At 40.6% G+C, this 24,708-nt stretch carries 20 protein-coding genes and 1 riboswitch; of the genes, 6 read left to right on the forward strand and 14 right to left on the reverse strand.

Translation table 11 applies throughout. From position 1 onward, the window contains the following. Positions 1-5 precede the first annotated feature (5 nt). The 5 genes from LZD48_RS04020 (at position 6) to thiE (ending at position 4,581) form a co-directional block, all read left to right on the forward strand. Positions 6-1,115 carry a GerAB/ArcD/ProY family transporter gene (locus tag LZD48_RS04020; protein ID WP_235761453.1) on the forward strand — a complete coding sequence of 370 codons (1,110 nt, stop codon included), beginning with the start codon at positions 6-8 and terminating at the stop codon, positions 1,113-1,115. Then, the gene (locus LZD48_RS04025; protein WP_235761454.1) at positions 1,116-2,264 is read left to right on the forward strand and encodes a Ger(x)C family spore germination protein; all 1,149 of its coding nucleotides are present in this window, start codon (positions 1,116-1,118) and stop codon (positions 2,262-2,264) included. 142 nt (positions 2,265-2,406) lie between these two features. Beyond that, positions 2,407-2,512, forward strand: a riboswitch (TPP riboswitch). 89 nt (positions 2,513-2,601) lie between these two features. Next, the gene (thiW, locus tag LZD48_RS04030; RefSeq protein WP_235761455.1) at positions 2,602-3,087 is read left to right on the forward strand and encodes an energy coupling factor transporter S component ThiW; all 486 of its coding nucleotides are present in this window, start codon (positions 2,602-2,604) and stop codon (positions 3,085-3,087) included. A 43-nt stretch (positions 3,088-3,130) separates the two neighbouring features. Further along, positions 3,131-3,955: a bifunctional hydroxymethylpyrimidine kinase/phosphomethylpyrimidine kinase gene (thiD, locus tag LZD48_RS04035; RefSeq protein ID WP_235761456.1), complete on the forward strand. Its 825-nt coding sequence runs from the start codon at positions 3,131-3,133 to the stop codon at positions 3,953-3,955. 2 nt (positions 3,956-3,957) lie between these two features. Further along, positions 3,958-4,581: a thiamine phosphate synthase gene (gene thiE, locus LZD48_RS04040; RefSeq protein WP_235761457.1), complete on the forward strand. Its 624-nt coding sequence runs from the start codon at positions 3,958-3,960 to the stop codon at positions 4,579-4,581. Between the two features lie 77 nt (positions 4,582-4,658). Here thiE and LZD48_RS04045 read toward each other — a convergent pair whose 3' ends face one another. From LZD48_RS04045 to LZD48_RS04060, 4 genes are read right to left on the reverse strand one after another with little or no spacing between them, the layout of a single operon-like run. Further along, entirely contained in the window at positions 4,659-5,669 is a 1,011-nt protein-coding gene (locus tag LZD48_RS04045) for an ABC transporter ATP-binding protein (RefSeq protein WP_235761458.1), read from the reverse strand. Further along, positions 5,650-6,672, reverse strand: a complete 1,023-nt coding sequence (locus tag LZD48_RS04050) for an ABC transporter ATP-binding protein (protein ID WP_235761459.1) — start codon at positions 6,670-6,672, stop codon at positions 5,650-5,652. Before LZD48_RS04050 ends, LZD48_RS04045 begins: the two co-directional genes overlap by 20 nt. A gap of 29 nt (positions 6,673-6,701) precedes the next feature. Continuing rightward, complete coding sequence (locus tag LZD48_RS04055; RefSeq protein ID WP_235761460.1) at positions 6,702-7,622, reverse strand: ABC transporter permease; 921 nt, start codon at positions 7,620-7,622, stop codon at positions 6,702-6,704. A 15-nt stretch (positions 7,623-7,637) separates the two neighbouring features. Next, positions 7,638-8,543, reverse strand: a complete 906-nt coding sequence (locus LZD48_RS04060) for an ABC transporter permease (protein ID WP_235761461.1) — start codon at positions 8,541-8,543, stop codon at positions 7,638-7,640. Between the two features lie 384 nt (positions 8,544-8,927). Here LZD48_RS04060 and LZD48_RS04065 point away from each other — a divergent pair, with 384 nt between their 5' ends. Beyond that, positions 8,928-10,553, forward strand: a complete 1,626-nt coding sequence (locus LZD48_RS04065; RefSeq protein ID WP_235761462.1) for a glutathione ABC transporter substrate-binding protein — start codon at positions 8,928-8,930, stop codon at positions 10,551-10,553. Positions 10,554-10,595: 42 nt separating this feature from the next. Here LZD48_RS04065 and LZD48_RS04070 read toward each other — a convergent pair whose 3' ends face one another. From LZD48_RS04070 to parC, 10 genes are all read right to left on the reverse strand, one after another. Continuing rightward, complete coding sequence (locus tag LZD48_RS04070; RefSeq protein ID WP_235761463.1) at positions 10,596-11,018, reverse strand: PH domain-containing protein; 423 nt, start codon at positions 11,016-11,018, stop codon at positions 10,596-10,598. An 11-nt stretch (positions 11,019-11,029) separates the two neighbouring features. Further along, the gene (locus LZD48_RS04075; RefSeq protein WP_235761464.1) at positions 11,030-11,908 is read right to left on the reverse strand and encodes a 5'-3' exonuclease; all 879 of its coding nucleotides are present in this window, start codon (positions 11,906-11,908) and stop codon (positions 11,030-11,032) included. Continuing rightward, entirely contained in the window at positions 11,909-15,544 is a 3,636-nt protein-coding gene (locus tag LZD48_RS04080) for a dynamin family protein (RefSeq protein ID WP_235761465.1), read from the reverse strand. 208 nt (positions 15,545-15,752) lie between these two features. Beyond that, positions 15,753-17,282 (reverse strand): acyl-CoA carboxylase subunit beta, encoded by a 1,530-nt coding sequence (locus LZD48_RS04085; RefSeq protein WP_235761466.1) that lies wholly within the window; start codon positions 17,280-17,282, stop codon positions 15,753-15,755. A gap of 18 nt (positions 17,283-17,300) precedes the next feature. Beyond that, positions 17,301-18,071 (reverse strand): enoyl-CoA hydratase, encoded by a 771-nt coding sequence (locus LZD48_RS04090; protein WP_235761467.1) that lies wholly within the window; start codon positions 18,069-18,071, stop codon positions 17,301-17,303. A 23-nt stretch (positions 18,072-18,094) separates the two neighbouring features. After that, on the reverse strand, positions 18,095-18,307 hold the full coding sequence (locus LZD48_RS04095) for an acetyl-CoA carboxylase biotin carboxyl carrier protein subunit (protein WP_235761468.1): 213 nt from the start codon (positions 18,305-18,307) through the stop codon (positions 18,095-18,097). Between the two features lie 11 nt (positions 18,308-18,318). Continuing rightward, positions 18,319-19,674 carry an acetyl-CoA carboxylase biotin carboxylase subunit gene (locus LZD48_RS04100; RefSeq protein ID WP_235761469.1) on the reverse strand — a complete coding sequence of 452 codons (1,356 nt, stop codon included), beginning with the start codon at positions 19,672-19,674 and terminating at the stop codon, positions 18,319-18,321. Between the two features lie 41 nt (positions 19,675-19,715). Further along, positions 19,716-20,858: an acyl-CoA dehydrogenase family protein gene (locus LZD48_RS04105; protein ID WP_235761470.1), complete on the reverse strand. Its 1,143-nt coding sequence runs from the start codon at positions 20,856-20,858 to the stop codon at positions 19,716-19,718. 78 nt (positions 20,859-20,936) lie between these two features. Further along, on the reverse strand, positions 20,937-21,542 hold the full coding sequence (locus LZD48_RS04110; protein ID WP_235761695.1) for a TetR/AcrR family transcriptional regulator: 606 nt from the start codon (positions 21,540-21,542) through the stop codon (positions 20,937-20,939). Positions 21,543-22,217: 675 nt separating this feature from the next. Then, positions 22,218-24,680, reverse strand: a complete 2,463-nt coding sequence (gene parC / locus LZD48_RS04115) for a DNA topoisomerase IV subunit A (RefSeq protein ID WP_235761471.1) — start codon at positions 24,678-24,680, stop codon at positions 22,218-22,220. Positions 24,681-24,708: the final 28 nt, after the last annotated feature.

Genomic DNA, 24,708 nt, shown 5'->3' on the forward strand with positions numbered 1-24,708 from the left:
TATAAATGAAAGTTAATCTTCAGATACCAAAAGGGGAACAATTCCGTTCTTTCTATATGTTTTTTATTATCGCCTCCATGCAGCTTGGAGTTGGATTGATTGGAATTCCAAGAATTCTTTATTTGAAAGCTGGACATGATGCATGGATTTCGATTCTCCTTGCCTATCTATATATTGCCTTGCTCCTTTTTGTCATGTTATATATTTTAAGGCAATATGAAAACACGGATATTCTCGGTGTCCAGACCGATCTATTTGGCAGTTTTATTTCGAAAGTGCTCGGAACGGTGTACATCGTTTATTTTATATTTTATATTTTATCAACACTTGTAACCTATATCCAAATTATCAAGGTATTTGTTTTACCGAATAGTAATGTCCTCGTGCTGGGAGGTATGCTCCTTATCATTGCTGTATATACGGTATTTGGTGGCTTAAAAGCAGTGATTGGTATTACCTTTCTCTTTTTTATAGTCTCGACTTGGCTATTTCTTTTATTAATTGAACCCGTACAACAAATGGACTTTCTCAATTTCCTGCCTGTGATGGACCGAGGGGTAACAGATATATTACGAGGAACAGTTGCTACATCTTATACATTTACAGGATTTGAAATCTTGTTTTTTATCTACCCCTTTGTAGCCAACAAGGAAAAGATTGGGAAGCCTGTTTTCTTAGGGATATCCTATTTTACTTGCGTCGTCCTTCTTGCAACAAATATAGCAATCGGATTCTTAAGTCCAGCTCAATTGGAAAGAAGAATTTGGCCCGTATTGAACTTGTTTAAAATTCAAACTTCTCCCATCATTGAACGATTGGATTATGTTGCGATTGCGGAATGGATGATGGTTGCGATGCCAAAAGTTATTATTCTGATGTGGTGCATCACCTATATAGCAAAGCGCATTTATAATCTTCCGTCGAAAATTAGTGTTTATGCAAGTGCTAGTATCATTTTAATATTGATACCTTTTTTTAACGAGCATTTTAAAATCCAACATTTAATTGATAACGTTAGCATGGTATCTTATGGAATTGTCTATATTTATCCCTTCCTTCTATTGCCACTCGTTATTTTGAAGAAAAAAATAAGGAAAAATAAGGAGGGAAAATAAATGCGAGCAGTAAAATTATTACCGTTTTTTATACTTATCGTACTTCTGCAGGCTTGTCTGGAAACGAGGCAAATCGAGGAGTCGGCAATCATCAATACACGTGGGGTGGACCTGATAGATGAAGGGGAAAAACGAATGATTGAAACGACAATCATTCCCTATATTTTTGATCCGCATGCCCCGGATATGACAAGTCTGTTGATTGGGAGGGGGCATACGATTAAAGAGGCTCGCATTGAAGCTGAAAAACAATCACCGTACCCATTAGTTCCTGGAAAAATCAGTATAGAATTTTACGGAAAAGAGGCAGCTGAATCAGGTATTCTTCCCTTCTTGAACACACTAGTTCGTGATGCAACTGTTTCTGACATCATGCAGCTAGCCGTAACGAATCAAACTGCAAAGGAACTTCTCGAAGTAGAGCAAGAAAGTGTAAAATTAAATCGGACGGAGTATTTGGAAGACTTAATGAAAAAAGAAGTGAAAAAGGGTACATTGCCGCGGAATACCTTGGAGTTTTTCACACGATTAGTGCAACAAGTTGGTATTGATCCGATTCTTCCAGTAATAGATGTAGTAAACGGCAAACCCACACTGACTAGAGCAGCTGTATTTCGAGAAGACCGGTATGTTGGTAGCATATCCATAAAAGAATCATTTATGGCTAATCTTTTGAGACAACGTTTGGGTGGAGCTCCACTTGATGTAGGTGTACCTCTTGAAAATTATTTGGACGAGATTGCTTATCAAGGAGAAGCGACAGAAATGGAAGATACGATATTTCTTTCTTTAATGCTTAATACAGGTAAAGGAAAAATAAAAATTGTCGACGCTAGTTCCTTAACGTTTAAGGCAGATATTACGATGAAACTGGAATTATTAGAAACCTCGATCCCGATGAATATTAAATCAGAAGATACTTCTCGGAGATTCGAACGTGATATAGAGAAATATTTTGTAAGGGAGTACGAAAAACTATTCGCAAAACTTCAAGAGGTGAACTCCGATGCATTAGGTCTTGGCAGAAAGTATATTGCTTCAAGAAAAGGAAGTAAAACAACGGACAAGGAATGGATGGAAAAATACCAAGATGCCAGTATGGAATTTGATATTGATGTGACAATTATAAACTTTGGAGCGATTGATTAATAAAACGGACAGGCAAAACCCTAATGGGTTAGCTGTCCGTCTATTTTTGATTACAGTGTACGCACTGAAACCGAGCTAACCATTTTCAAAACATGTGACATTTATGAAAACTTTTGCTATGCTAGATTCGAACGAATTATTATGAAACTACTAGGGGTGCCCTAACTGGGCTGAGAGGAAAGTGTTTTTCCGACTCTTATCGACCTGATCTGGTTAGTGCCAGCGTAGGGAAGTAGTGAGATTTATTCTCATAACTATTTTCTTGTGAAGCCAGGTCTCATCATGACCTGGCTTTTTTAATTGGTTGATTCTCCCCTTCAAGATTGGAGGTCAAAGGATGAATAAAACACGTCTCATCACAACGATGGCCGTCTTTGTTGCAATTGGAACAATCAGCGCACAATTAATCTGGTTTCCTGCTGGTATTGCCCGTGCTTATCCGGTCCAGCATGCCATTAATGTCATGGCCGCTGTCACGCTGGGACCCGGTCCAGCAGTCGTGATTGCCTTCATGATTAGTCTATTACGCAATATGCTCGGGCTTGGAACTTTATTAGCCTTCCCTGGTGCAATGGTCGGCGCTTTTCTTGCAGGGTTCCTGTATAAGAAAACGAAGAAGAAACCACTCGCAGCATTAGGCGAAGGAATTGGCAGCGGTGTTATCGGTGCGTTGTTTGCAGTACCATTTGCTTATGTGTTTATGAGTTCGTCCGCCGGTGCATTTGCTTTCATTCCCCCATTCCTTGTAAGCAGTATATCCGGAGCAATTCTAGGACTGCTCGTTGTATCTAAGGTTCATAACAAAGGAATAATCAAAAATTAAGCATTATGTTGCTTGAAAACAAAATGAAAAAGGAGAATAATCAATGAAAAATGTTGCATGTGCTCTAACTATAGCGGGTACGGATCCGAGCGGCGGTGCTGGAATTCACGCCGATTTGAAAACATTCCAGGAATTGAAAACTTACGGGATGTCGGTCATCACTTCCATCGTGTCGCAAAATACGACAGGTGTTCAAGCGGTTTCTCATGTCTCCTTTGATATGATTGAACAGCAATTGGACTCCATCCTCTCCGATATGCCCGTTCATGCCTTTAAAACTGGGATGATTGCCAACCAGGATATGATGGAATTGATTTATAAGAAGATTAAACATTTGGATGCACCATTTGTTATGGATCCGGTCATGGTTGCTACAAGCGGTGACACATTGATTGAGCGTAATTCCCGTAATTATTTGCGGAAAAATCTGCTTCCGCTTACAACGATTGTAACTCCGAATATCCCGGAAACGGAATATCTAACAGGTGAAAAAATTGAAACAGATGATGACATGAAACAAGCAGCGGAAATGCTAGTGCGAAATTTCGGGGCGAAAGCAGCGCTAGTTAAAGGTGGTCACCGCGAAGGCGATGCGGTTGATTTCCTTTATGATGGTTCTAAGATTCATCGCTTTTCGGCTCCAAGAATAAATACAAAAAACACGCATGGAACAGGCTGTACTTATGCAGCAGCAATAACTGCTTATTTAAGCCAAGGCCTTCCTCTTTATGATGCGGTCAACCAGGCGAAAGAATATGTAACACTAGCAATTAAATATTCCTTGGACCTCGGAGCTGGAAGCGGCCCAACCAATCATTGGGCACCACGAATTGAAACAAGTAATTTAACGACAAACGAGGTGAAATAACGATGTCATCATTTAATCCATCACGATTAAGAAAATATTTCATTATGGGAAGTCAAAATGTTGAAGGAAATCCTGTAACTGTTCTAGAGCAAGCGGTGCAAGCTGGAATCACGATTTTTCAATTTCGGGAAAAGGGACCAGGCTCCCTTTCAGGAGATAGCAAATTGAAGTTAGGAGAAGAATTGCGGACAGTTTGTAGAGTGAATCAAATCCCCTTTATTGTTAATGATGATGTCGCACTAGTGGATAAATTAGATGCAGACGGGATACATGTAGGGCAAGATGATCAATCGGTGAAAGAATTACGTGAGATGTTTCCTGAGAAAATCATCGGACTATCCGTTTCCAATCAGAATGAATTAAATAATAGTCCGCTAGAATATGTTAATTATATAGGTGCTGGCCCGGTGTTCCCTACTACAACGAAAGTGGATGCGAAGTCCACTGTCGACTTGGATTGGATTCGCTTCTTACGTAAAAAATTCCCTAAGTTTCCGGTAGTAGGAATCGGTGGGATTGACACAACAAATGCGAAGAGAGTATTAGAAGCTGGAGCTGATGGCGTTTCTTTTATATCCGCTGTAACGAAAGCGGAAAATATTAAAGAAGCTGTGAATAAATTATAATGTTCTTCTCACTCATTTTCTAAAAATGAGATAAAAAATCAGGGATCCTAATAATAATGGAATCCCTGATTTTTCATCTAACTTTGCACTGCCATTTCACCTGAATGTATCTTCTCAATATGGTGACAAGCTGCGCGGTGACCTTCTTTCATATGATCGAGATTTCTAAGCTCCGGAACTTTCGTACGGCAAATTTCCGTAGCAAATGGACATCTCGTATGGAACCGGCAACCTTGTGGCGGATCGATTGGTGAAGGCACGTCGCCTTTTAATACGATACGTTCTTTCTTTTTCTCTGGATCTGGAATCGGAATTGCCGATAATAATGCTTTTGTATATGGGTGCTGCGGATTTTCAAATAAAGATTTCTTATCCGCAATTTCCACAATTTTCCCTAAATACATCACGATAATTCGGTCTGATATATGACGAACCACTCCTAGGTCGTGAGCGATGAACAGATAAGTTAGATTGAATTCTCGCTGCAATCTTCGCAATAAGTTCAGGACTTGCGCTTGGATTGATACGTCTAGAGCAGATACCGCTTCATCCGCAATAATTAGCTTCGGATCGACGGATAATGCTCGGGCAATTCCAACTCGCTGCCGCTGGCCGCCAGAGAATTCGTGGGGGTAACGGTCAATCTGTTCCTTATTAAGTCCGACCGTTTCGATTAATTCGATGGCGCGTTTTCGTTGTTCACTTCTTGGAACAACTTTCTGGATCTGCATAGCTTCCATTAAAATTTGACCAACTGTTTGTCTTGGGTTTAGAGATGCGTATGGATCTTGGAAAATAACTTGCAGGTCCTTACGTTTTTCTCTCATTTCACGCTTATTTAATGCTAGAAGATCTTCTCCTTCAAAATGGATTTCACCATCTGTTGGTTCTTCCAAACGTAAAATCGCCCTTCCAGTTGTAGACTTTCCACAACCGGATTCTCCAACGACACTTAATGTCTCCCCTTCATAAATTTCGAAGGTTATATCATCAACTGCTTTTACATGGTTTACCGTTCTTCCAAGGAAACCACCTTTTACAGGGAAATACTGTTTTAAATTATTTACCTTAAGTAGTTCTTTCTTCATTTCTTACACTCACCTCCGGATCTCCGTCCCAGCGGTCACTGTAAATCCAGCAACGTACTTCAGAGCCGTCTTCTTTCCGATCAAGCTCAGGAAGTTCTGTTACACATAGCTCCGTAGCAAACGGGCATCTAGGCGCAAAACGGCAGCCCTTTGGCATATTCCGAACGCTTGGGACATTTCCTTTAATCGGTTCAAGCTCATCAACATCCACATCATGCCGCGGCATCGAATTCAACAAACCAACTGTATAAGGATGTTTTGGATTTTTAAATAATTCTTTCACTTCCTGATATTCAACAACCTGTCCACCATACATTACCGCTACATAGTCACATGTTTCTGCAACTACACCTAAGTCATGGGTAATCATAATTACGGACATGCCAAGCTCTTCCTGCAGATCATTGATCAGGTCAAGAATTTGCGCCTGAATGGTAACGTCGAGTGCTGTTGTTGGTTCGTCAGCAATCAGAAGCTTCGGATTACAAGCAAGTGCCATCGCAATCATTACCCGCTGACGCATTCCCCCAGATAATTCATGCGGATATTGCTTCATCCGTTGTTTTGGGGACGGGATTCCAACTAATTCCAGAAGTTCAACAACCCGCTTGTCTCCTTCTTTCTTATCCATGCCTTGGTGTACTTTCAATGCTTCATATATTTGTTTTCCAATCGTATATACAGGATTCAAAGAAGTCATTGGCTCTTGGAATATCATTGAAATATCATTTCCTCTGATATCACGGATTTCTCTTTCACTTAGCTTCGTGAGATCTTTTCCATTGAAGAGGATTTCTCCTCCGACAACTTTACCATTTTTGGCAATCAGACGGAGAATGGAAAGAGCAGTGATACTCTTACCTGAACCGGATTCTCCAACAATCCCTAAGGTCTTACCCTTAGGCAATTCGAAGGAAACACCATCAACTGCTTTTATTTCAAAGTCTTCATCAAAGAAGGAGGTTCTTAAATCGCTCACTTCTAATATGATTTCTTCTTTCATGTTTTCCACCTCTTTCTTAAATCAGTAGTCTAATCCATATCGATTCGTTTATTTAGGAACTTATACGAAATATCGACAAGCAGATTAATAAACACGAAGACTACCGCAATAACTAGTATTCCTGCCTGGACGACCGGAAAATCGCGTGCAAGAATTCGGTCGACAATCAATTTACCCATCCCATTAATAGAGAACACCGATTCCGTAAGAACCGCACCTGCCAGCAAACCACCGAACTGTAGTCCAATAACCGTTACAACTGGAATAAGTGCGTTTTTAAGAGCGTGGCGGTAAGTAATAACTCGTTCTTTCAACCCTTTCGCTCTTGCGGTACGGATATAATCCTGGGAAATGACATCGAGCATACTGGAACGTGTCATTCTCGCAATTACAGCTGCTCCCGATGTACCTAGTGTGATGACCGGTAATAAAATCTGCGAAGCGGAACCCCAACCGGTAGGCGGGAACCATCCCAGATTAATGGAGAACCATTGCATTAACATTAAACCAAGCCAGAAGTTCGGCATTGACAAACCGAAAAGCGCGATAAGCATCACGCTGACATCCGCCCAAGAATATTGTCTGACGGCAGATATAATACCAGCTGCCATCCCGAATACAATACTGAATATCATACTATAGATCGCCAACTCTAAGGTGACCCAAAACTTCGGCCAAAGTTCCGTACTCACTGGCAAACTCGTTCTCCATGAGTTACCAAAGTCGAATGTTGCTGCATCTTTCACGAAATGAAAGAACTGTACTGGTATTGGTTCATCCAATCCAAGTCTTTTTTCTATTTGTGCAACTGTTTCAGGTGTTGCACTTTCCCCCGCAATGATTTGCGCCGGGTTACCTGGTGTCAAATGCATAAGGGAAAACACGATAATCGTTACCCCTAGTAAAACTGGTATCAGTTGTAATAATCGACGTACGATAAATTTTACCATGATTACTTACCTCCCTTACTTCATTTTCGGATCTAAAGCGTCTCGTAATCCGTCTCCAAATACGTTAAACGCTAGAACAATAAGCATAATAAAAAGCCCTGGGAAAAATGCGATATGTCCCGCATCCCAAATAAAGTCACGTCCATCACTTAATAATGCTCCCAGCTCTGGAGAAGGCGGCTGTTCACCTAAACCAAGGAAGGAGAGCCCACTGGCTGATAGTACAGCACTTGCGATGAAAACACTGCCTTGCACGATAATCGGCGATAAAATGTTAGGGAGAATATGTAGGCTGATAATCCGAATGTCTGATGCTCCTAACGCCTTCATCGCGTCAATATACTCGAGGTTTTTAACCGAGAGCGTCGAACCTCTGACAATTCTGGCAAATGTTGGAACTGCGAACAACGCGATGGCAATAATAACGTTCTGTCTGCTTGCACCAAGAATACTAATTAAAGCTAATGCTAACAGAATACCTGGGAAAGCTAGGAGAATATCCATAAAACGCATAATAATTGTATCAATTCTTCCACCGTAATAACCGGAAATAATACCCAATAAAATGCCAACAATTCCGCCTAAAATAGTTGAAGCAACACCAATTATCATCGTAATGCCTAAACCATGAATAATTCTAGTGAAAATATCTCTTCCATGGTGATCGGTGCCAAACCAATGTTCTGCAGATGGACCTTCTAATTTCACAGCGTAATCTACTTGGCTGGGATCTGTTGTTGTGATATAAGGTCCAACGATGGCAACAATAATAAGAAATAAAATCAAGTATCCCCCAATTAATGCCGTTTTGTTCTTTGCAAGCCGCTTGTAAAATTCCTTAAAATTATTCCAAAAGAGCGAGCCTTTCGTTGATTGCTCAGCTAGATACTCTTTGTCTTGTTGTGATTGCTGACTGGACATTCAAAAACCTCCTTTGTTACATGTTAATGTTTCACAATAAAAAAATTCTGACATGTAAAACACTAGTGTCCTTCTCCGACTTACTACTTACAATCAAACATTCAATTACTAGTTTTCAGACATTATAATTTTCGTATTCCTCACGATAATTTTCCTGGTAAAGGAAAATTATGAAAATCCACTCCCCTTTTCTATCTATTAATCTTACATATAGGATTATCACCATAAAAATAAGTATAAGATAAATTTTATTTTAAGTAAACAATTACTATGCAGAAGAAGTATAAACTTGCTTTTTATCAAAAAATATTCTAATATTAGAAAAGAATTATGCGAGTTTGCATAATTTAGGAAACATAAATATTTTAAGGGGGTATTAAGAGTATGAAGTCAAGAAAATTATGGTTTCTTGTGTCTCTCATTCTAGCAATGGGTCTAGTCCTAGCTGCTTGTGCGGGAGACGGCGAGCCGACTGAAGAGCCGGAAGATGATTCTGCGACTGAAGACGGTTCAGAAGAGACTGCAGAAGGTGGAGATGGTGGCGGTGACTTAGTCATTGCTATCGGAGCTGACGTTGTTTCCCTTTCTGCTCAAGGATCAAACGATGTTCCATCAAGTAACGTAGGTGAAAACATCTATGAAACATTAACAAGACTTGATGAGAACCAAGAACTACAGCCTGGTCTTGCAGAATCGTGGGAAGCAGTAGATGAGACCACTTGGGAATTTAAGCTACAAGAAGGTGTTACTTTCCATGATGGTGCAGAATTTAATGCAGAAGCAGTAAAAGCGAACTTTGATCGTTTAGTTGATGAAGATATTGCATCTCCTCGTGCATTCTTATTTGAGGCAGTAGAAAGTGTTGAAGTGGTAGATGATTATACACTTCGTATCAATCTAGAATATCCATACGCTCCTCTACTATCTAATTTGGCTCATAGTGGTACAGCTATCATGAGTCCAGATGTAATAGAAGAAGATTATGCACAACTGGAAGATGGCGGAGACGTTGATGCATACATCAACCAAAACCCGGCAGGTACAGGTCCTTTCAAATTTGACAGCTGGACACCTGGTGAAAGTGTTGTATTAACACGTAATGACGATTACTGGGGAGAAACAGCTAAACTGGATTCAGCTACATTTAAAGTTGTTACAGAGCAAAGCGCTCGTATTGCTGAACTTGAAACAGGAGTCAGCCATGTAGTTGACGCAATCGGACCGAATAACATTTCCCGTGTAGAAGGTGCGGATGGTGTAAGTGTTCTGCAAGAACCAAGTGTTTCCTTATCTTATATTGGCTTTAACGTTCAAAAAGAACCATTTGACGATGTAAGAGTTCGTCAAGCAATCTCAATGGCAATTAACAAACAAGAGATTATTGATGGTGTATATAATGGTATCGGAATCGAAGCTGTTGGACCTTTAGCTCCTCCAGTATTCGGTTATGATGAAAACGTAAGTGGTATTTCACATGATCTTGAAGGTGCTAAAGAACTATTAGCAGAAGCTGGATATGAAGATGGCTTCTCTACTACAATTTGGACAAACGATAGCGAGGAACGTGTTGACACGGCAATTGCTGTTCAAGCCCAATTGAAAGAAATCGGTATCGATGTTAAAATTGAAGAACTTGAGTGGGGTGCTTACCTCGAAAGAACAGCAAATGGCGAACATGACATGTTCATTCTTGGTTGGTCTGTTGTAACATCTGACGCTGACTATGGAATGTATCCATTATTCCACTCTTCTAATGTAGGTGAGCCAGGTAACCGTTCTTTCTTAGAAGATGAAGAACTGGATGGCGTTCTTGATGATGCACGTAGAGCAACTGAACCGGAGGATAGACAAGCACTTTACTCTGAAGCACAAGAGATGCTTGTAGAACTTGCTCCAATGCTTTATATTCACCACCAAGACTACCTATTTGGCGTTAGCGATAACGTAAAAGATTTCGCAGTCGATGCACAAGGTATTTATCAAATCAAACAAGCTTATATTGAAGAATAAGCATAGAAAACAGCCTCGTACATGTTGTACGAGGCTGTATTTTTATCTTGTTTTTCTTGGAAGCAATTGCTCATCAATCGGGATCTCCGGCCGGATGTCTAAAAGCGTGGAGATGAATTTCTCCCTGTCCTGCGGGGATACAGCTACTACATCGTACTTTCCGCAAGATATCTGTATTCGTTTAAAAGATAACGCTGGAGAATTAATCGGCATTTTTGAAATCATGATTAATTTTATTTCAGGTATATGAACCGTTTGACGGATTGGCCCATAATAAATTTTTATTTTATTCTCTTCAATTTTATATCCTGTACGGAACCAAAACCAGAGCAAAAATCCTGATAACCCGAGCATAATCAATGTTGTAACTACCTGTCCCTTCAAAAGTGGAAATAAGATGCCAAGAAGTGAGACGCTCCAGACAACACCTGTTATCCATTTATCTCTAATCGATGGGAAATACATATGCTTCCTCCCTACTTGACGGTTTCTGCAAACATACGATCCAAATTTTTGAATTCCAATGATTCAAGTTTTGGTTCAATTTTTGTTCGCTCAAATCTCTTTCTTGCTGTTTCCAGTTCACAATAAACGGGAACATCACATTTAATTTCGGCAAGTTTTCTGGAAAGATGGAGCATTTCAAGATCTGTTTCCAACTTCGTCCGGATCCCTTTCGTTAACTGTTCCATATTGGCAAGCAGGCCTTCAATGGAATGATGCTCTTTCATTAAACGGATCGCAGTTTTTTCACCAATCCCTTTTACACCAGGGTAATTATCTGCACTATCCCCCATCAATGCCTTCATATCAACGATTTGATGCGGGTGAATTCCCTTTTTCTCAAAGAAATTATCAATCGTGAATAATTCATAGTTTCCTTGTCCTTTTCTCATAATCGAGACATTAATATTCTGGTCAACGAGTTGAAGCATATCCTGGTCCCCTGTGAGAATAATGACTTCATGATTGTCCTGATACATTCTTGCAAGCGTACCGATACAATCATCTGCTTCATAGTTTTCGAGACCAATATTTGGAATATTAAAGGCTTCGACAACTTCTTTAATTAAGTCGAATTGGGGCACTAATTCTTCTGGTGGTGCTTCACGATTTCCTTTATATGGTGGATAAATTTCGTTGCGGAAAGTTTTGCTTCCCATATCCCAACAACAGATAACATGACTTGGCTCATACGTATCAACCGCATCAAGAAAATACCGTAAAAATTGGTAGATGCCATTTGTTGGTATGCCTTCACTTGTTTTCATAAAGTTTCCTCGGAAGGCCGTTGCGAAAAATCCTCTAAATAACAGGGCCATTCCATCTACTAATAAGATCTTATTATTTTCCATTTATAATTCTACTCCTACTTTCTCTTCTTTAACGAGTTCTTCCAGCTGCTGTAAATTAGCTTTTAACCTTGGAAGCTCGGCTGGTGTTGCAAGCATCGTGAAGTAATTATTTACTTGCTGATCCAGGCGCTTCACAGACGATTCTTTCATCCTGCCGATCAACTCCTCCCATTGCTTCCTGTAGCCTGATGTCATTTTATCCTTATTTACCTTGATAAAATGCTCAGCTAATGGGAAGAGCAACTCATACAGTTCTTCTTTCATCGTTTCTTTTTCATTTTGTACGAAAAATGCTTTCGTTCCTTTATATTTCCCGATAATATGCTGGAAGTGTTTCAGCTGGACGTCTATCAGCTTCTCTTCATAATCTGGTGTATACAATTCATAATCAAACTGATTCGGCAAAGCAAATAAAGCATCGATTTCTTTATTCCTTACTTGCATCGCTTGGTATACTTCATTTGCTAACCGGAGGACATAGTGTTCCATCCGTAATGAAACGGCCTGAAGTTCTTGATTCAATTCGAAACGAATATATTCGATTAAATTTTCCAAGGCGTTCTTCAATTGATTATTTGCTTTTCTGCCATTTTCCGTGATGGTTGTTGGATTGAACATTTCTTTGAACATGTCGTGATAGCGAATGCCAAGTCGTTCTAAGACATAATAGAGTTGTTTTTCAACCCGTTGCTCCAGTTGTTGCTTGTATACATCTGTTTCATACGTATTAATATAAGCAGCTGCTTGTGCTTTATCTTGTTTCATGCGTTGCTTTTGCTGTTCTTTACTAGCTTCATCAAGTGTGATGGAAGCTATGTAGTGATCCATTGTTTCATAGATTCGCCTCATATCCCATATCGCACCCTCGAGTGTGAGAGCTGCCAGGTCATGATGGATGAAGAAATAGAATTGTTGTTCAAATGCATCCATCTGTTTATTTAATGGGAGTTGCTGCAACTTTTCTTCCAAGGAAAGTTTACTGGATACTGGAAATAATCGGCCATTGCGAATGCCTAATTTTGTTAATTCATCCTTTACGTAGGAGGTAACGAGTTCCAGTTCTTCTTCGCTTTCCGCAAGATCAGCAGCATTAACAATGAAAAACATCTTATCGAGTTGGAACGCTTCCTTCACCCGACCAAGCTGTAAAAGGAAATCTCGGTCAGCGCTCGACAAAGCGTGGTTATAATACGTGACGTACAGGATTGCATCTGCGTGTTTAATATAATTGAAAGCTACGTTTGTATGACGGGCATTCACCGAATCGGCACCAGGGGTGTCAACTAAGGTAATACCTTGTCTTGTAATAGAGCTATCATAATAAACATCAATTGTTTCAACAAAACAAGCCATCATTTCATCGGCGACAAAGATACCAAATTCATCAAATGAAATTTCACGTTCTTTTCCAATATATTCTTTATTGGCAATATAGCCCTTCATCACTGCACGGATATATGCTTGGTACATCTTATTTAACCGAGCGTCTCCGGTAATATTCTTTTTTTCAATCCACGTAAGCAGCCGTTCCAAGTTCTCCCCCTTTGGAGAAAATTTACGCGTCATCGCCATTAATTCTTCATATAAATCTGTTTCTTGTTTCATCGTGACAATGACTGTTCCGTGTGGGTGTTCATTGGTGACGGGATGAATTCGGTTTACTGTTGCTGTCGTAGGATTGGGGGAAACTGGTAACACCTTCTCCCCGATTAAAGCATTCGAAAAAGATGACTTCCCTGCACTGAATGCACCAAACAAAGCTATAGTAAATGTTCGATTATCAAGCCTGTCTTGCTTTATCTTCAGATCCGCTATTAAATCTGCAAAACCGGGAAGTCCTTCAGTTAGCTTAATCGTTTGCTCAATTCGACTGAGCATTTGTTCAGCTGAGACATTGACGATGTCTGTTACCTCTTGGTTCGCATCATGTATTTCTTCCTCTATTTCCACCGGATTCTTTTCATAGACAGCTCGTTCCATGATAACAAATTTCTTTTGCTTTTGCTTCACTTTATTCAAGGTCTGTTCCCAGCTTTTATCATCTATCTGTGGTGTGTCGAACATGCGGTCGACTGCTCGTTGCTTCCCTTCCAACTCTTCATATATTTTATTGTATTTCTCGGTAACTATCCGTACTTCCTCCAGGTTTTCAATGGATGGTTGTTGATTATTTAACTTGTCCGCATGCTTCTTCGATAATGTTTGTTTCATCGTTTGCAATAAGCTTAAGGAGCGGCGTCTGAATTTAGCTTTAATATCGCTGGCAACGTCATTCGTATAGTTTAAGATATACTCTCCATTTACCTGAGCACCCTGCTTTAATAGCCTTTCAAAATCAGAGCTATCGTAGTGAATCGAAAAATTATTCACTTCTTCCATTAATGCTTGATCCGTTAGTCCATAATCTTTCGAAAGCTGCACGTATTTATCCCTTAGCTTCCACTGGACACTAGAGCGAATGGTTTCTTGTATTGCTTTTTCAAATTCATTTTGACGGTTTAGTTTTTCTTCCGTCGTTTTCTTTTTAGAGCCGAACAAACCTATTTTAAAACCTGGCTGTTCCGCTTCAAGAAATCGTGCTGCTAAATCACGTAATTCTTTAGGCATAAGATATGCGTTTTGTAACGTTTGTTTTAATTCTGCTTGAAACGCCTCTTCCAATTCTTCTGGTTCCCACTCCATGATTTTCATTTGTTCCTCTGCTTGTTCCATTTCAGTTAATTGCAGCCTGATGGCTTCATCAACATCAATTTTATTTTTTAAATCTTCATATTGCTGTTCGAGAAAAGCTTTATGCTTTTCCATTACCTGTTTTACGGAAGCTTGAATATTGAAATGGGTGTTTTCCGTATTTTTCAGGATGGAAAACAGCGTATTTTTCACGTTTTTAAATTCATTAATCGCTAAGGAACGATCATAAAGTGAAGTATAGAAAACATCTTTAGGGTAAATATTCCAAGCTGCAAAGGTTTGTCTGATGCTTTCTTTGAAACTTGCAAAGGATAATTCTTCTTCATTATGTTTATCAACTTGATTAATAATTAAGTAAAATGGGATACGATTATCTTGCAGTGATTGAAGAAAATATAAATTAACTTCCGATTGGACATGATTATAATCCATGACATAAAATAAACAATCGACTAAATGAAGTGAGCTCTCGGTCATTAAACGATCCGCATCATCTGCTGCATCAATTCCCGGAGTATCCATAATAGCTGCCGCCTGAGGTATGATTGCATCTTTCGTACTGATTTCAATTCGTTTTATTTCATCTTTATCTGTAGAATATGCCTTAATCATATCGAGATCATAAGGCTCTTTATATTCAACTGGATTACCATGCTTGAAGAACACTCTTGCCCAGCCTTCTCCAGACATTAATTTAACAGTATTTGCACTCGTTGGGATTGGACTCTTCGGCAAAATATCCTGTCCAAGCAGTGCGTTGATCATCGACGACTTCCCAGCAGAAAAATGACCAGAGAAACTCACAACAAGCTCTTTCTTTTGTAGTTTCTGATACAAATCCAATATTTTTTCCGCATTGTCCGCATCCTGATTCGCCTGCATCATTTGATAAAGAGCTGCAAATGACTCTTGCCTAAGCCCGCTCACTGTATTAACCTGTACCATGACTACCGTCTCCTGCCCCTCATAAAATAACGATTTCACTCTATTATACGCAATTATCACAAAAATTTCTACCAAACGCCTCTAATTAACATAATATAATTATTGTAGACAAGAGACGTGGGGTCAGAGCATTTGTCCCACTTTTTGCAAGAAAAAACCTTGACTTAGATTTCAAGCCAAGGTTTCTTTATTCAACGCTATTTCGAAATTAAACTGGGTAAACTCCATGTTTTCTTTCTGTAAATGTAAGATTTTTATCTTCGTAGATTTCGTATCGTTTTATCAATTCTTCCCGTAAGCGATCCGGGTGGATAATATCATCTATAACCATTTCAGAAGCCAAACGATAAATATCAATTTCTTCTCTGTAGGCGTCCTGCTTTTCTTGAATAAACGCACTTCTTTCTTCCTCAGAGAGCTGGGCGATTTTATTCGCATGAACCGCATTTACCGCTGCTTCAGGACCCATCACAGCAATTTGAGCGTTAGGGAATGCAATCACACTGTCAGGCTCAAAAGCAGGCCCTGCCATCGCATAAAGCCCTGCTCCGTATGCTTTCCTCACAATAACTGAAATCTTCGGTACGGTCGCTTCACTCATGCTGGAGAGCATCTTTGCACCATGCCTGATAATCCCTTCCCGTTCCACCTTCGTTCCAATCATAAATCCAGGGACGTCTGTTAAGAACAGGAGCGGAATATTAAACGCATTACAGAGCTGAATGAATTTAGCTGCTTTATCGGCAGAATCAGTAAAGAGCACGCCGCCTTTTACTCTGGGCTGGTTCGCGATAATTCCAACACTTCGTCCGTTAATACGCGCTAATCCGGTAATCAGTTCTTTTGCAAATTCTTTCTTCACTTCAACCAGACTGCCTTCATCAATGACTTGATCAATCAAATCCAGCATATTAAAAGCAGCATTCTGATTTTCGGGTACGATTTCCGCAATTGTTTTTTCCGACGCTTTCACGTCTAGCGGATCAGTTACGGGAGGATTATATCTGAAGTTCGCAGGGAAATAGTTAAGATATTTCCTTGCATACGTTATTGCTTCCTCTTCTGTTTTCACTAGAACATCACCAACACCAGAAATGGTACAATGCATTCTCGCTCCGCCCATTTCCTCTAACGTCACTTTTTCACCAATGACTTTCTCTGCCATTCTAGGTGAACCAAGATACATAGAAGCATTTCCTTCCACCATGACGACGATATCACAAAAGGCTGGGATATATGCCCCGCCTGCTGCAGATGGACCGAATAACAAACAGATTTGTGGTACTCTTCCAGATAATTTTATTTGATTATGGAAAATTCGGCCCGCTCCTCTTCGACCTGGGAACATTTCGATTTGATCCGTGATTCTTGCACCAGCTGAATCAACAAGATAAATAATCGGTATTTCAAGTTTAAGTGCCGTTTCTTGGATTCTGAGTATCTTCTCTACCGTCCGTTTCCCCCATGAACCAGCCTTTACAGTCGAATCATTAGCCATCACACAAACATTTTGGCCATTAATTTTACCAATTCCCGTCACAACACCATCTGATGGTAAATCTCCGGCCATACAATTAGCGAAAAAGGCGTCTTCAATCTCCATATCTCGGTCAAATAAAAGCTCTAAACGTTTCCGTACAAACAATTTTCCTTTTTTCGTGTTTGCCTCATGGTACTTATCTTTACCACCTTGTTTGATCGTTTCTGCTCGTTGTTCTAATTCCTCGATAAATGACATGTTTCAATCCTCCCCCAACTATTCACCTTTATAGATCGGTTTACGCTTCTCACTGAATGCTCGCAGTCCTTCTTCCCTATCACGTGTCGGTATCGTTTTCTGATAAGCTAGATGCTCGATTTCAAGACCGGTCATGAGATCTGTCTCCAGTCCGCGATTGATGGCAAGCTTTGCCTGCTCCAGCGCAACTGGACCTTTCGTTGCAATCGTGTCCGCAAGTGCTTTAGATCCATGAAGCAGTTCACTGCTGGAAACGACTTCTTCTAAAATACCGAGCTTCTTTGCTTCATGGGCGGCAACCGACTTGGCGGTATAGATAAGACGCTTGGCTTGCCCTGGGCCGATTAACCGTGATAAACGCTGGGTCCCGCCTGCACCTGGAATAATTGCTAATGAGGTTTCCGTAAGTCCAAGCTTCGCATGTTCTGCAGCAATTCGCAGGTCACAGGCAAGAGCCAGCTCAAGCCCACCCCCAAAAGCGACACCATTGAGTGCTGCAATAACCGGCATACGCATGCTTTCAACCCGGTTCACTGTTTGCCCAATATATCGAACGGCTCGAACAACTTCCCGGTCAGTCATCGTTTTCCTTTCTTTCAGATCGGCTCCTGCACAAAACGCTTTTTCTCCTTTACCTGTAAGAATGGTGCAAAAATTATCATAATTTGCGTCTACAGAATCAAGTGCTTTATTCATTTCATCCAACAATGCAGTAGACATTGCGTTCGCTGCTTCCGGTCGATTTAATGTAATGATGGATACATGACTTTCTACATGAACTTCAATCATATTGCTGCTCCTTTCCTCATTGACTATTCGATAATTGCAATCTCGTCTCCTTCATTAACAAAGTCTCCTTCAGCAACTTTCAATTCTTTAACAATACCGTCCCCTTCAGCTGAAATTGGAATCTCCATCTTCATAGATTCCAAGATAACGACATCCTCTCCTGAGCTAACTGCATCCCCTTCGTTTTTAACAATTTTCCATACATTTCCTGCCATACTTGCTACTATTTTTTCCATGAAAACGCCTCCTATGAATTTTGTATTAGTGGTATATAATAATCTTCTACAAAGCTAGTTGTTGTCGTTCCTTTTTGAAATTGGGGTATTGTGACCGTTTTAGCGAGCATGGGCAGATTCGTTTTGATTCCATCAATCTGATAGTTTTCCAATGCCTGTTCCAATAGATTAACGGCTTGTTCCCTTGTCTCCCCTTTTACAATCAACTTACCAATCATCGGATCGTAAAAAGGGGTTACTTGATAGTTTTCGGTGAAGGCGATATCATGCCGAATCCCTTCCCCTTCAGGTAAATTCACGCTTGTAATTTTACCTGGTGAAGGGAAAAAGCGTGCAGGATCTTCCGCATAAATTCTTGCTTCAATGGCGTGCCCGCTCCGCTTTATGTCCTGTTGTTCGAAAGGAAGCTTTTCGCCATTTGCAACCCGGATTTGCATTTCAATAATGTCGATACCTGTAATTTCTTCTGTTACCGGATGCTCAACTTGAACCCTTGTATTCATTTCCAAAAAATAATAATTCTCTTCTTCATCTACAAGAAATTCAATTGTGCCCGCATTTGAATAGGAAAGTGCTTTCGCTGCTTGAACGGCAGCTTCACCCATTTTAATCCGCGTCTCCTCCGATATGAATGGGGAAGGAGCCTCTTCTATTACTTTTTGATTACGGCGTTGGATGGAGCATTCCCGATCAAATAGATGGACGACATTGCCATGTTCATCTGCGAGAATTTGAATTTCAATATGATGCGCATTTTCAATCTTTCTTTCTAAAAACATGGAACCGTTACCAAAAAAATTCAACGCGCGTTCGGAATTGCTTGTAAATACCTTCCTTAGTTCCTCTTCTTCCCCGACAACTTGCATCCCAATTCCGCCACCACCTGCAGCAGCTTTTAACATAATGGGATAACCTATTTCTGCTGCAAATTCTACCGCTTGTTCCACGTCCGTAATTGCTCCCGCTGTTCCTGGTACAACCGGTACATTTGCTGCAATCATTGCATTCCTGGCGTTTACTTTATCCCCCATTTGTGTAATGACGTCACTATTTGGTCCAATAAAACAGATGCCTGCTTTTTCACAGCGTTCTCTAAATGCTGCATTTTCACTAAAAAATCCGTACCCTGGATGAATCGCATCTGCTTCTGATTTTTTGGCGACTTCAAAAACTTTATCTATATTCATATAGCTTTCATTCACTTGAGAAGCTCCTAACAAATAAGCCTCATCTGACGCCTTGACAAATGGCGCTTCTTTGTCGGCCTCTGAATAAACCGCAATGGAAGTAATCCCAAGGCGTTTACATGTCCGGATAATCCGGGATGCGATCTCCCCTCGATTAGCAATTAAAATTCTCTTAATCATTGGCTGCCCCCTCTAGAAAATTACTGTCATCATTTGACAAACTAGCATCCAAGATGTCTCGCAATCACGAGACGTTGAACCTCAGAAGTCCCTTCTCCGATTTCTAATAGTTTAGCATCGCGTAAATAACGCTCCACTTCATATTCTCTCATGTAGCCATAGCCACCATGGATTTGAATGGCCTGATCGGAAGTGCGTACTGCAGTTTCGGAAGCAAATAACTTTGCAAAAGCCGCTTCTTTACCAAATGGCTTATTTTGATCTTTCAGCCAAGCTGCTTTATGAACCATTGTCCGTGCAAGCTCAACTTCCATTGCCATATCCGCCAATTTAAATTGAATCGCTTGGAATTTTGATATGGACTGACCGAACTGCTTTCTTTCTTTTGCATATTCGAGTGCTTTGTCTAAAGCTCCCTGAGCAATCCCAACACCTAGTGCTCCAATCGATATTCTTCCTCCATCCAGCGTCGATAAGAATTGCTGGAATCCTTTATTTACTTCACCAAGCACATTTTCTTTCGAAACAACGACTTGATCAAGCACGATTTCAGCAGTATCCGATCCTCTGACACCCATTTTATCGTAATTGCTTGTAATGGTAACGCCTTCCGTGTCTGTTGGTACAATGATGGATGAGATAAGTTTCTTTCCAGATTCATCCTTACCGGTGACTGCAGTAACGATTAAAATTTTCGCGAAGCTTGCATTCGTTATAAAGCATTTCTCGCCATTTATAACATAGTTTTCGCCCTCCAGCACCGCTGTTGTCATTGTCCCTCCTGCATCCGACCCGGCATTCGGTTCCGTAAGTCCAAAAGATCCCAGCGCCTTTCCTTCTGCTAAAGGTTTTAAGAATTTCTCTTTCTGTTCATCGGTGCCAAAGTAATAAAGCGGACTTGCCCCCAGTGAAACTGCTGCCGCATAACTAAGTCCCGTACTGCCACAAACCCTGCCGATTTCTTCTACAGCAAGTGCATAAGAAACCGTATCTCCTCCAGAGCCACCGTATTTTTCTGGAAATGGAATACCGAGCAGTCCTAATTCACCAATCTGCTTAAATATATCCTCAGGGAATTCCGCCTTTGTGTCAATTTCAATTGCCCTCGGTCGAATTACTTCTTCGGCAAAATCTCTTACCATTTTCCTGATCATGACTTGTTCCTTTGACAATTCAAAATTCATCCGTCATGTTCCCCCTTGTTTTATTTAATGAAAGTGAGACCGACTGGTTGGTCGGTGCCGCATTAAAAAAATACTCCCTTAGGAAGTTCCTTCTCCCATGCGTATGTTTTCATTCTCACTAACTGCATGAAGAATCAAGTCAGTGTATATATCGGCTATTTCCTCAATCCGTTTTTCTCCATTTCTCTGATACCATTTATATGTCCAGTTCACCATACCGAGAATCGCCATTGTTGTAATTTCAACGGATAAATCACTGCGAAAATCTCCAGTTATAACCCCTTCTTCAATTACATCTTGAATAATCGTTTTAAATTCATTCCGTTTCTTTCTTACAATTTCTTCATGTTCTGTTTTTAGATAGATGCTTTCTTGATAAAAAACGGTTAAATGAGCTTTGTAAATATCGAATACGCTCACAAAGTCTTTGATGATTAGTCGCAAACGTTCTTTCGCTGGCAAGTTCTGTTCGTTTGCCTTACTTGCTCGTTCGAGTACATACGTGATGAAAATATCGTGGATGACAAATAACAGCTCATCCTTTGAAGTGAAGTGGTGATAAAAACCTCCCTTTGATATGCCGGCAGCATCAACAATTTGGTTGACTGTGACACCATGGAAACCATATTGTTCAAATAATTTTAGTGAAGCTTCGATGATTCGCTCTCGTAACTCCGCTGGAATCCATCCTCCTTTCCCTTGGAAGCGTTAACAATACTTTATCATATAATTTTAGAATGAGAAAGAATAAAATGAAATTTCATTCAGTGGGGGTATTAAGACCGTTAGTGCTTGATAAAAAAACAACTATCGCTTTCATACAGCGTGAGTGATTTGCTCATTCTCTAGACTGGAGTTCTAATCGCCGTTCAGTTGCCCGGTGGACGGATGCGCATCCTTGGGCACTGCTAGAGCTCCTCGGGCTGAGCACTAAGGGGTCTCCAGGATCGTGCTGTTCCCGCAGGAGTCACCGTCCCCCGGGCAACTGAACTGGTGAAGATGATTATGATAAATAGAAATTATCCCATCATTACAGCAGTGTGAGGAATGCATTTATAGAATAATAAATAGTGTTCTAAATTAGATTTTTCCTGGTAGCAGTCCAGACACCTCGAGACTCCTGCGGGAGGATAGGCTTGATGAGACCCCTTAATGCTCAGCCTGAGGAGGCTCGTCAGCCGCCCGCGGAAAGCAAGAAGTGTCTTTGCGGGCCTTCAGTGGAGAGTTTCGGAGGTTGGCACACTTACGCTGTATGAAGGCGTTGGTTGCTCTTTTTATATTGTAGATAGGAATGGAAATTAGGGTCATCATACTTGATATGAAAAAGCCTGGAGGCTGCTCCAGGCTTTTGGGTGATTGTTATTTATCTTGTTCTTCCAGATCTCCTGCTTGAAAAGGTTTTTCATAGGCAATTTCCTTCCATGCTTCAGTTACTTCGCCGTCATGGTCAGTGTCAATGACAAAGGAGCCGTTGCTGACTCGGTCGCTCATGGATAATTCAAGCGGATAGATTGAATGGGTGACTCCATTAGCGGTTTGGATGCTTATACTGTCATTATCACTAACTGTAAAGAACCCAACGACGCGATGCGGCTTGCTCTTCAATTCTCTTAACATGTGCAGGCCACGTTTTGCTCGCGTTGTTTTTTCAAACTCTGTAAGTCCCATACGTTTTACAGCTCCGCGTTGTGTAACAAGCACTAAGGATGGGTCTGCCAAGTCATCAAATATTTGACCACTTACAACGTATTCATCGCCCCTTAAATTCATCGCCTTTACCCCGGCTGTTCGCTGACCTGTCGGATTTACTTCTGACTCATGGTACCATAGTCCATAGCCTGTATTAGATGCCAGGAAAACATCCGAATAGCCAGTTGTTTTTTGCACATCAATCAATTCATCATCTGCCTTCAGATTAATCGCAATCATTGCTCGACCCTGTCTTTGGGTTTCATATTTGTCGAGTGCAGTTCGTTTAATCATCCCATCTTTCGTGAAGAAAATTAAATATTTCTGGTCTGAAAACTCCTGAACCGGGACGACCTGTACAAGTTTCTCATCTTCTTCAAGGCTGGAGAAATGTGAAATGTGGGCGCCCAAATCTTTCCAGCGAATATCTGGAAGTTCATGGACAGGGAAATAAATGAACCTACCTTTATTCGTAAATAGAAGAAGATGATCTGTCGTATTCAGTTCATAGAGCCCGATAAGATAATCCAATTCCTTCATCGTCAAATCATCGTTATTCGAAGCACCATAAGAACGTAAACTCGTACGTTTTAAATACCCATCCTTCGTAACAGAAACAACTACATCTTCACTAGGGATTAGTACTTCAATATTTATTTTCAACTCTTCTATTTCATCTTCAATCACGGTTAGTCGCGGTGATTTGAACTTTCTCTTAATTTCCCTTAAATCTTTCTTGATCGTTTTCATTAATGTCGCTTCACTTGCTAGAATTGCTTCATAGGAGTCGATATTCTTTTCCAATTCCTGTGCTTCTTTTTCTAACTGTGTAATATCGGTGTTCGTCAGTCGATACAATTGCAAGTTAACGATCGCTTCAGCCTGGGCATCAGTGAAGTCGTATGCTTTCATTAAGTTCTTCTTCGCATCTCCTTTATCTTTAGATGAGCGAATTATTGCGATTACTTCATCAAGGATAGAAATTGCTTTTATAAGACCTTCAATAATATGAGCTCTTTTTTTCGCTTTATCCAAATCAAATGTCACTTGTCTTGTAACGACTTCTTTTTGGTGATTAATAAATGCGTCCAAAATCTGTTGTAAGGACATCAATTTCGGGGTTTTATCTTCAATTGCCACCATATTGAAGTTATAGGAAACTTGTAAATCCGTATTTTTATATAAATAATTTAAAATCCCCGTAGCATCGGCATCTTTTCTTAATTCAACGACTACACGCAAGCCGGTTCGGTCTGATTCATCGCGGACTTCTGCAATCCCTTCTACTTTCCGGTCGATTCTCAGTTCATCAATCTTCTTCACCATCGTTGCTTTATTCACTTCATAAGGAATTTCATCAATGACGATTTGTTCTCTGCCGCCGCGAATTGTTTCAATTTCCGTTTTACCGCGAACAATCACTCTTCCGCGGCCCGTTTCATAAGCTTTTTTAATTCCTTCAACACCTTGAATAATTCCGCCTGTCGGAAAGTCCGGACCTCTCATTACTTTCATCAGCTGCTCAACGGTTGCTTGCGGCTTGTCCATTCGCATGATGACGGCATCAATTACTTCTTCCAGATTATGGGGTGGAATGTCTGTTGCATAACCGGCAGAAATTCCTGTTGACCCATTCACTAAAAGGTTAGGGAATTTAGCAGGCAGCACAACCGGTTCAAGTGTTGTTTCATCAAAGTTATAGATAAAATCCACCGTTTCCTTATCGATATCCCGGAGCAGCTCGGAAGCAATCTGTGATAATCTTGTTTCCGTATAACGCATTGCTGCTGGCGGATCACCGTCAATACTTCCGTTATTTCCGTGCATTTCAATTAATTCCTTTTGCAGCTTCCAGTCCTGACTTAAACGGACCATCGCCTCATAAACGGAAGTATCCCCGTGGGGATGGTAGTTACCGATAACAGTTCCAACGGTTTTGGCGGCTTTTCGAAAGCCCTTATCGAATGTATTCTTCTCCATATGCATGGCATATAATATTCTTCTTTGAACTGGCTTTAATCCGTCCCGGGCATCTGGCAGGGCCCGATCTTGAATAATATATTTACTATACCTTCCGAAGCGGTCGCCAATCACTTCTTCAAGGGATAGATCTAGAAATTTTTCTGGTTGCATCCGTTAATATCCCCCTCCTGGATTCTTA

The organism is Oceanobacillus alkalisoli (assembly GCF_021556485.1).
Taxonomy (GTDB): domain Bacteria; phylum Bacillota; class Bacilli; order Bacillales; family Amphibacillaceae; genus Oceanobacillus; species Oceanobacillus alkalisoli.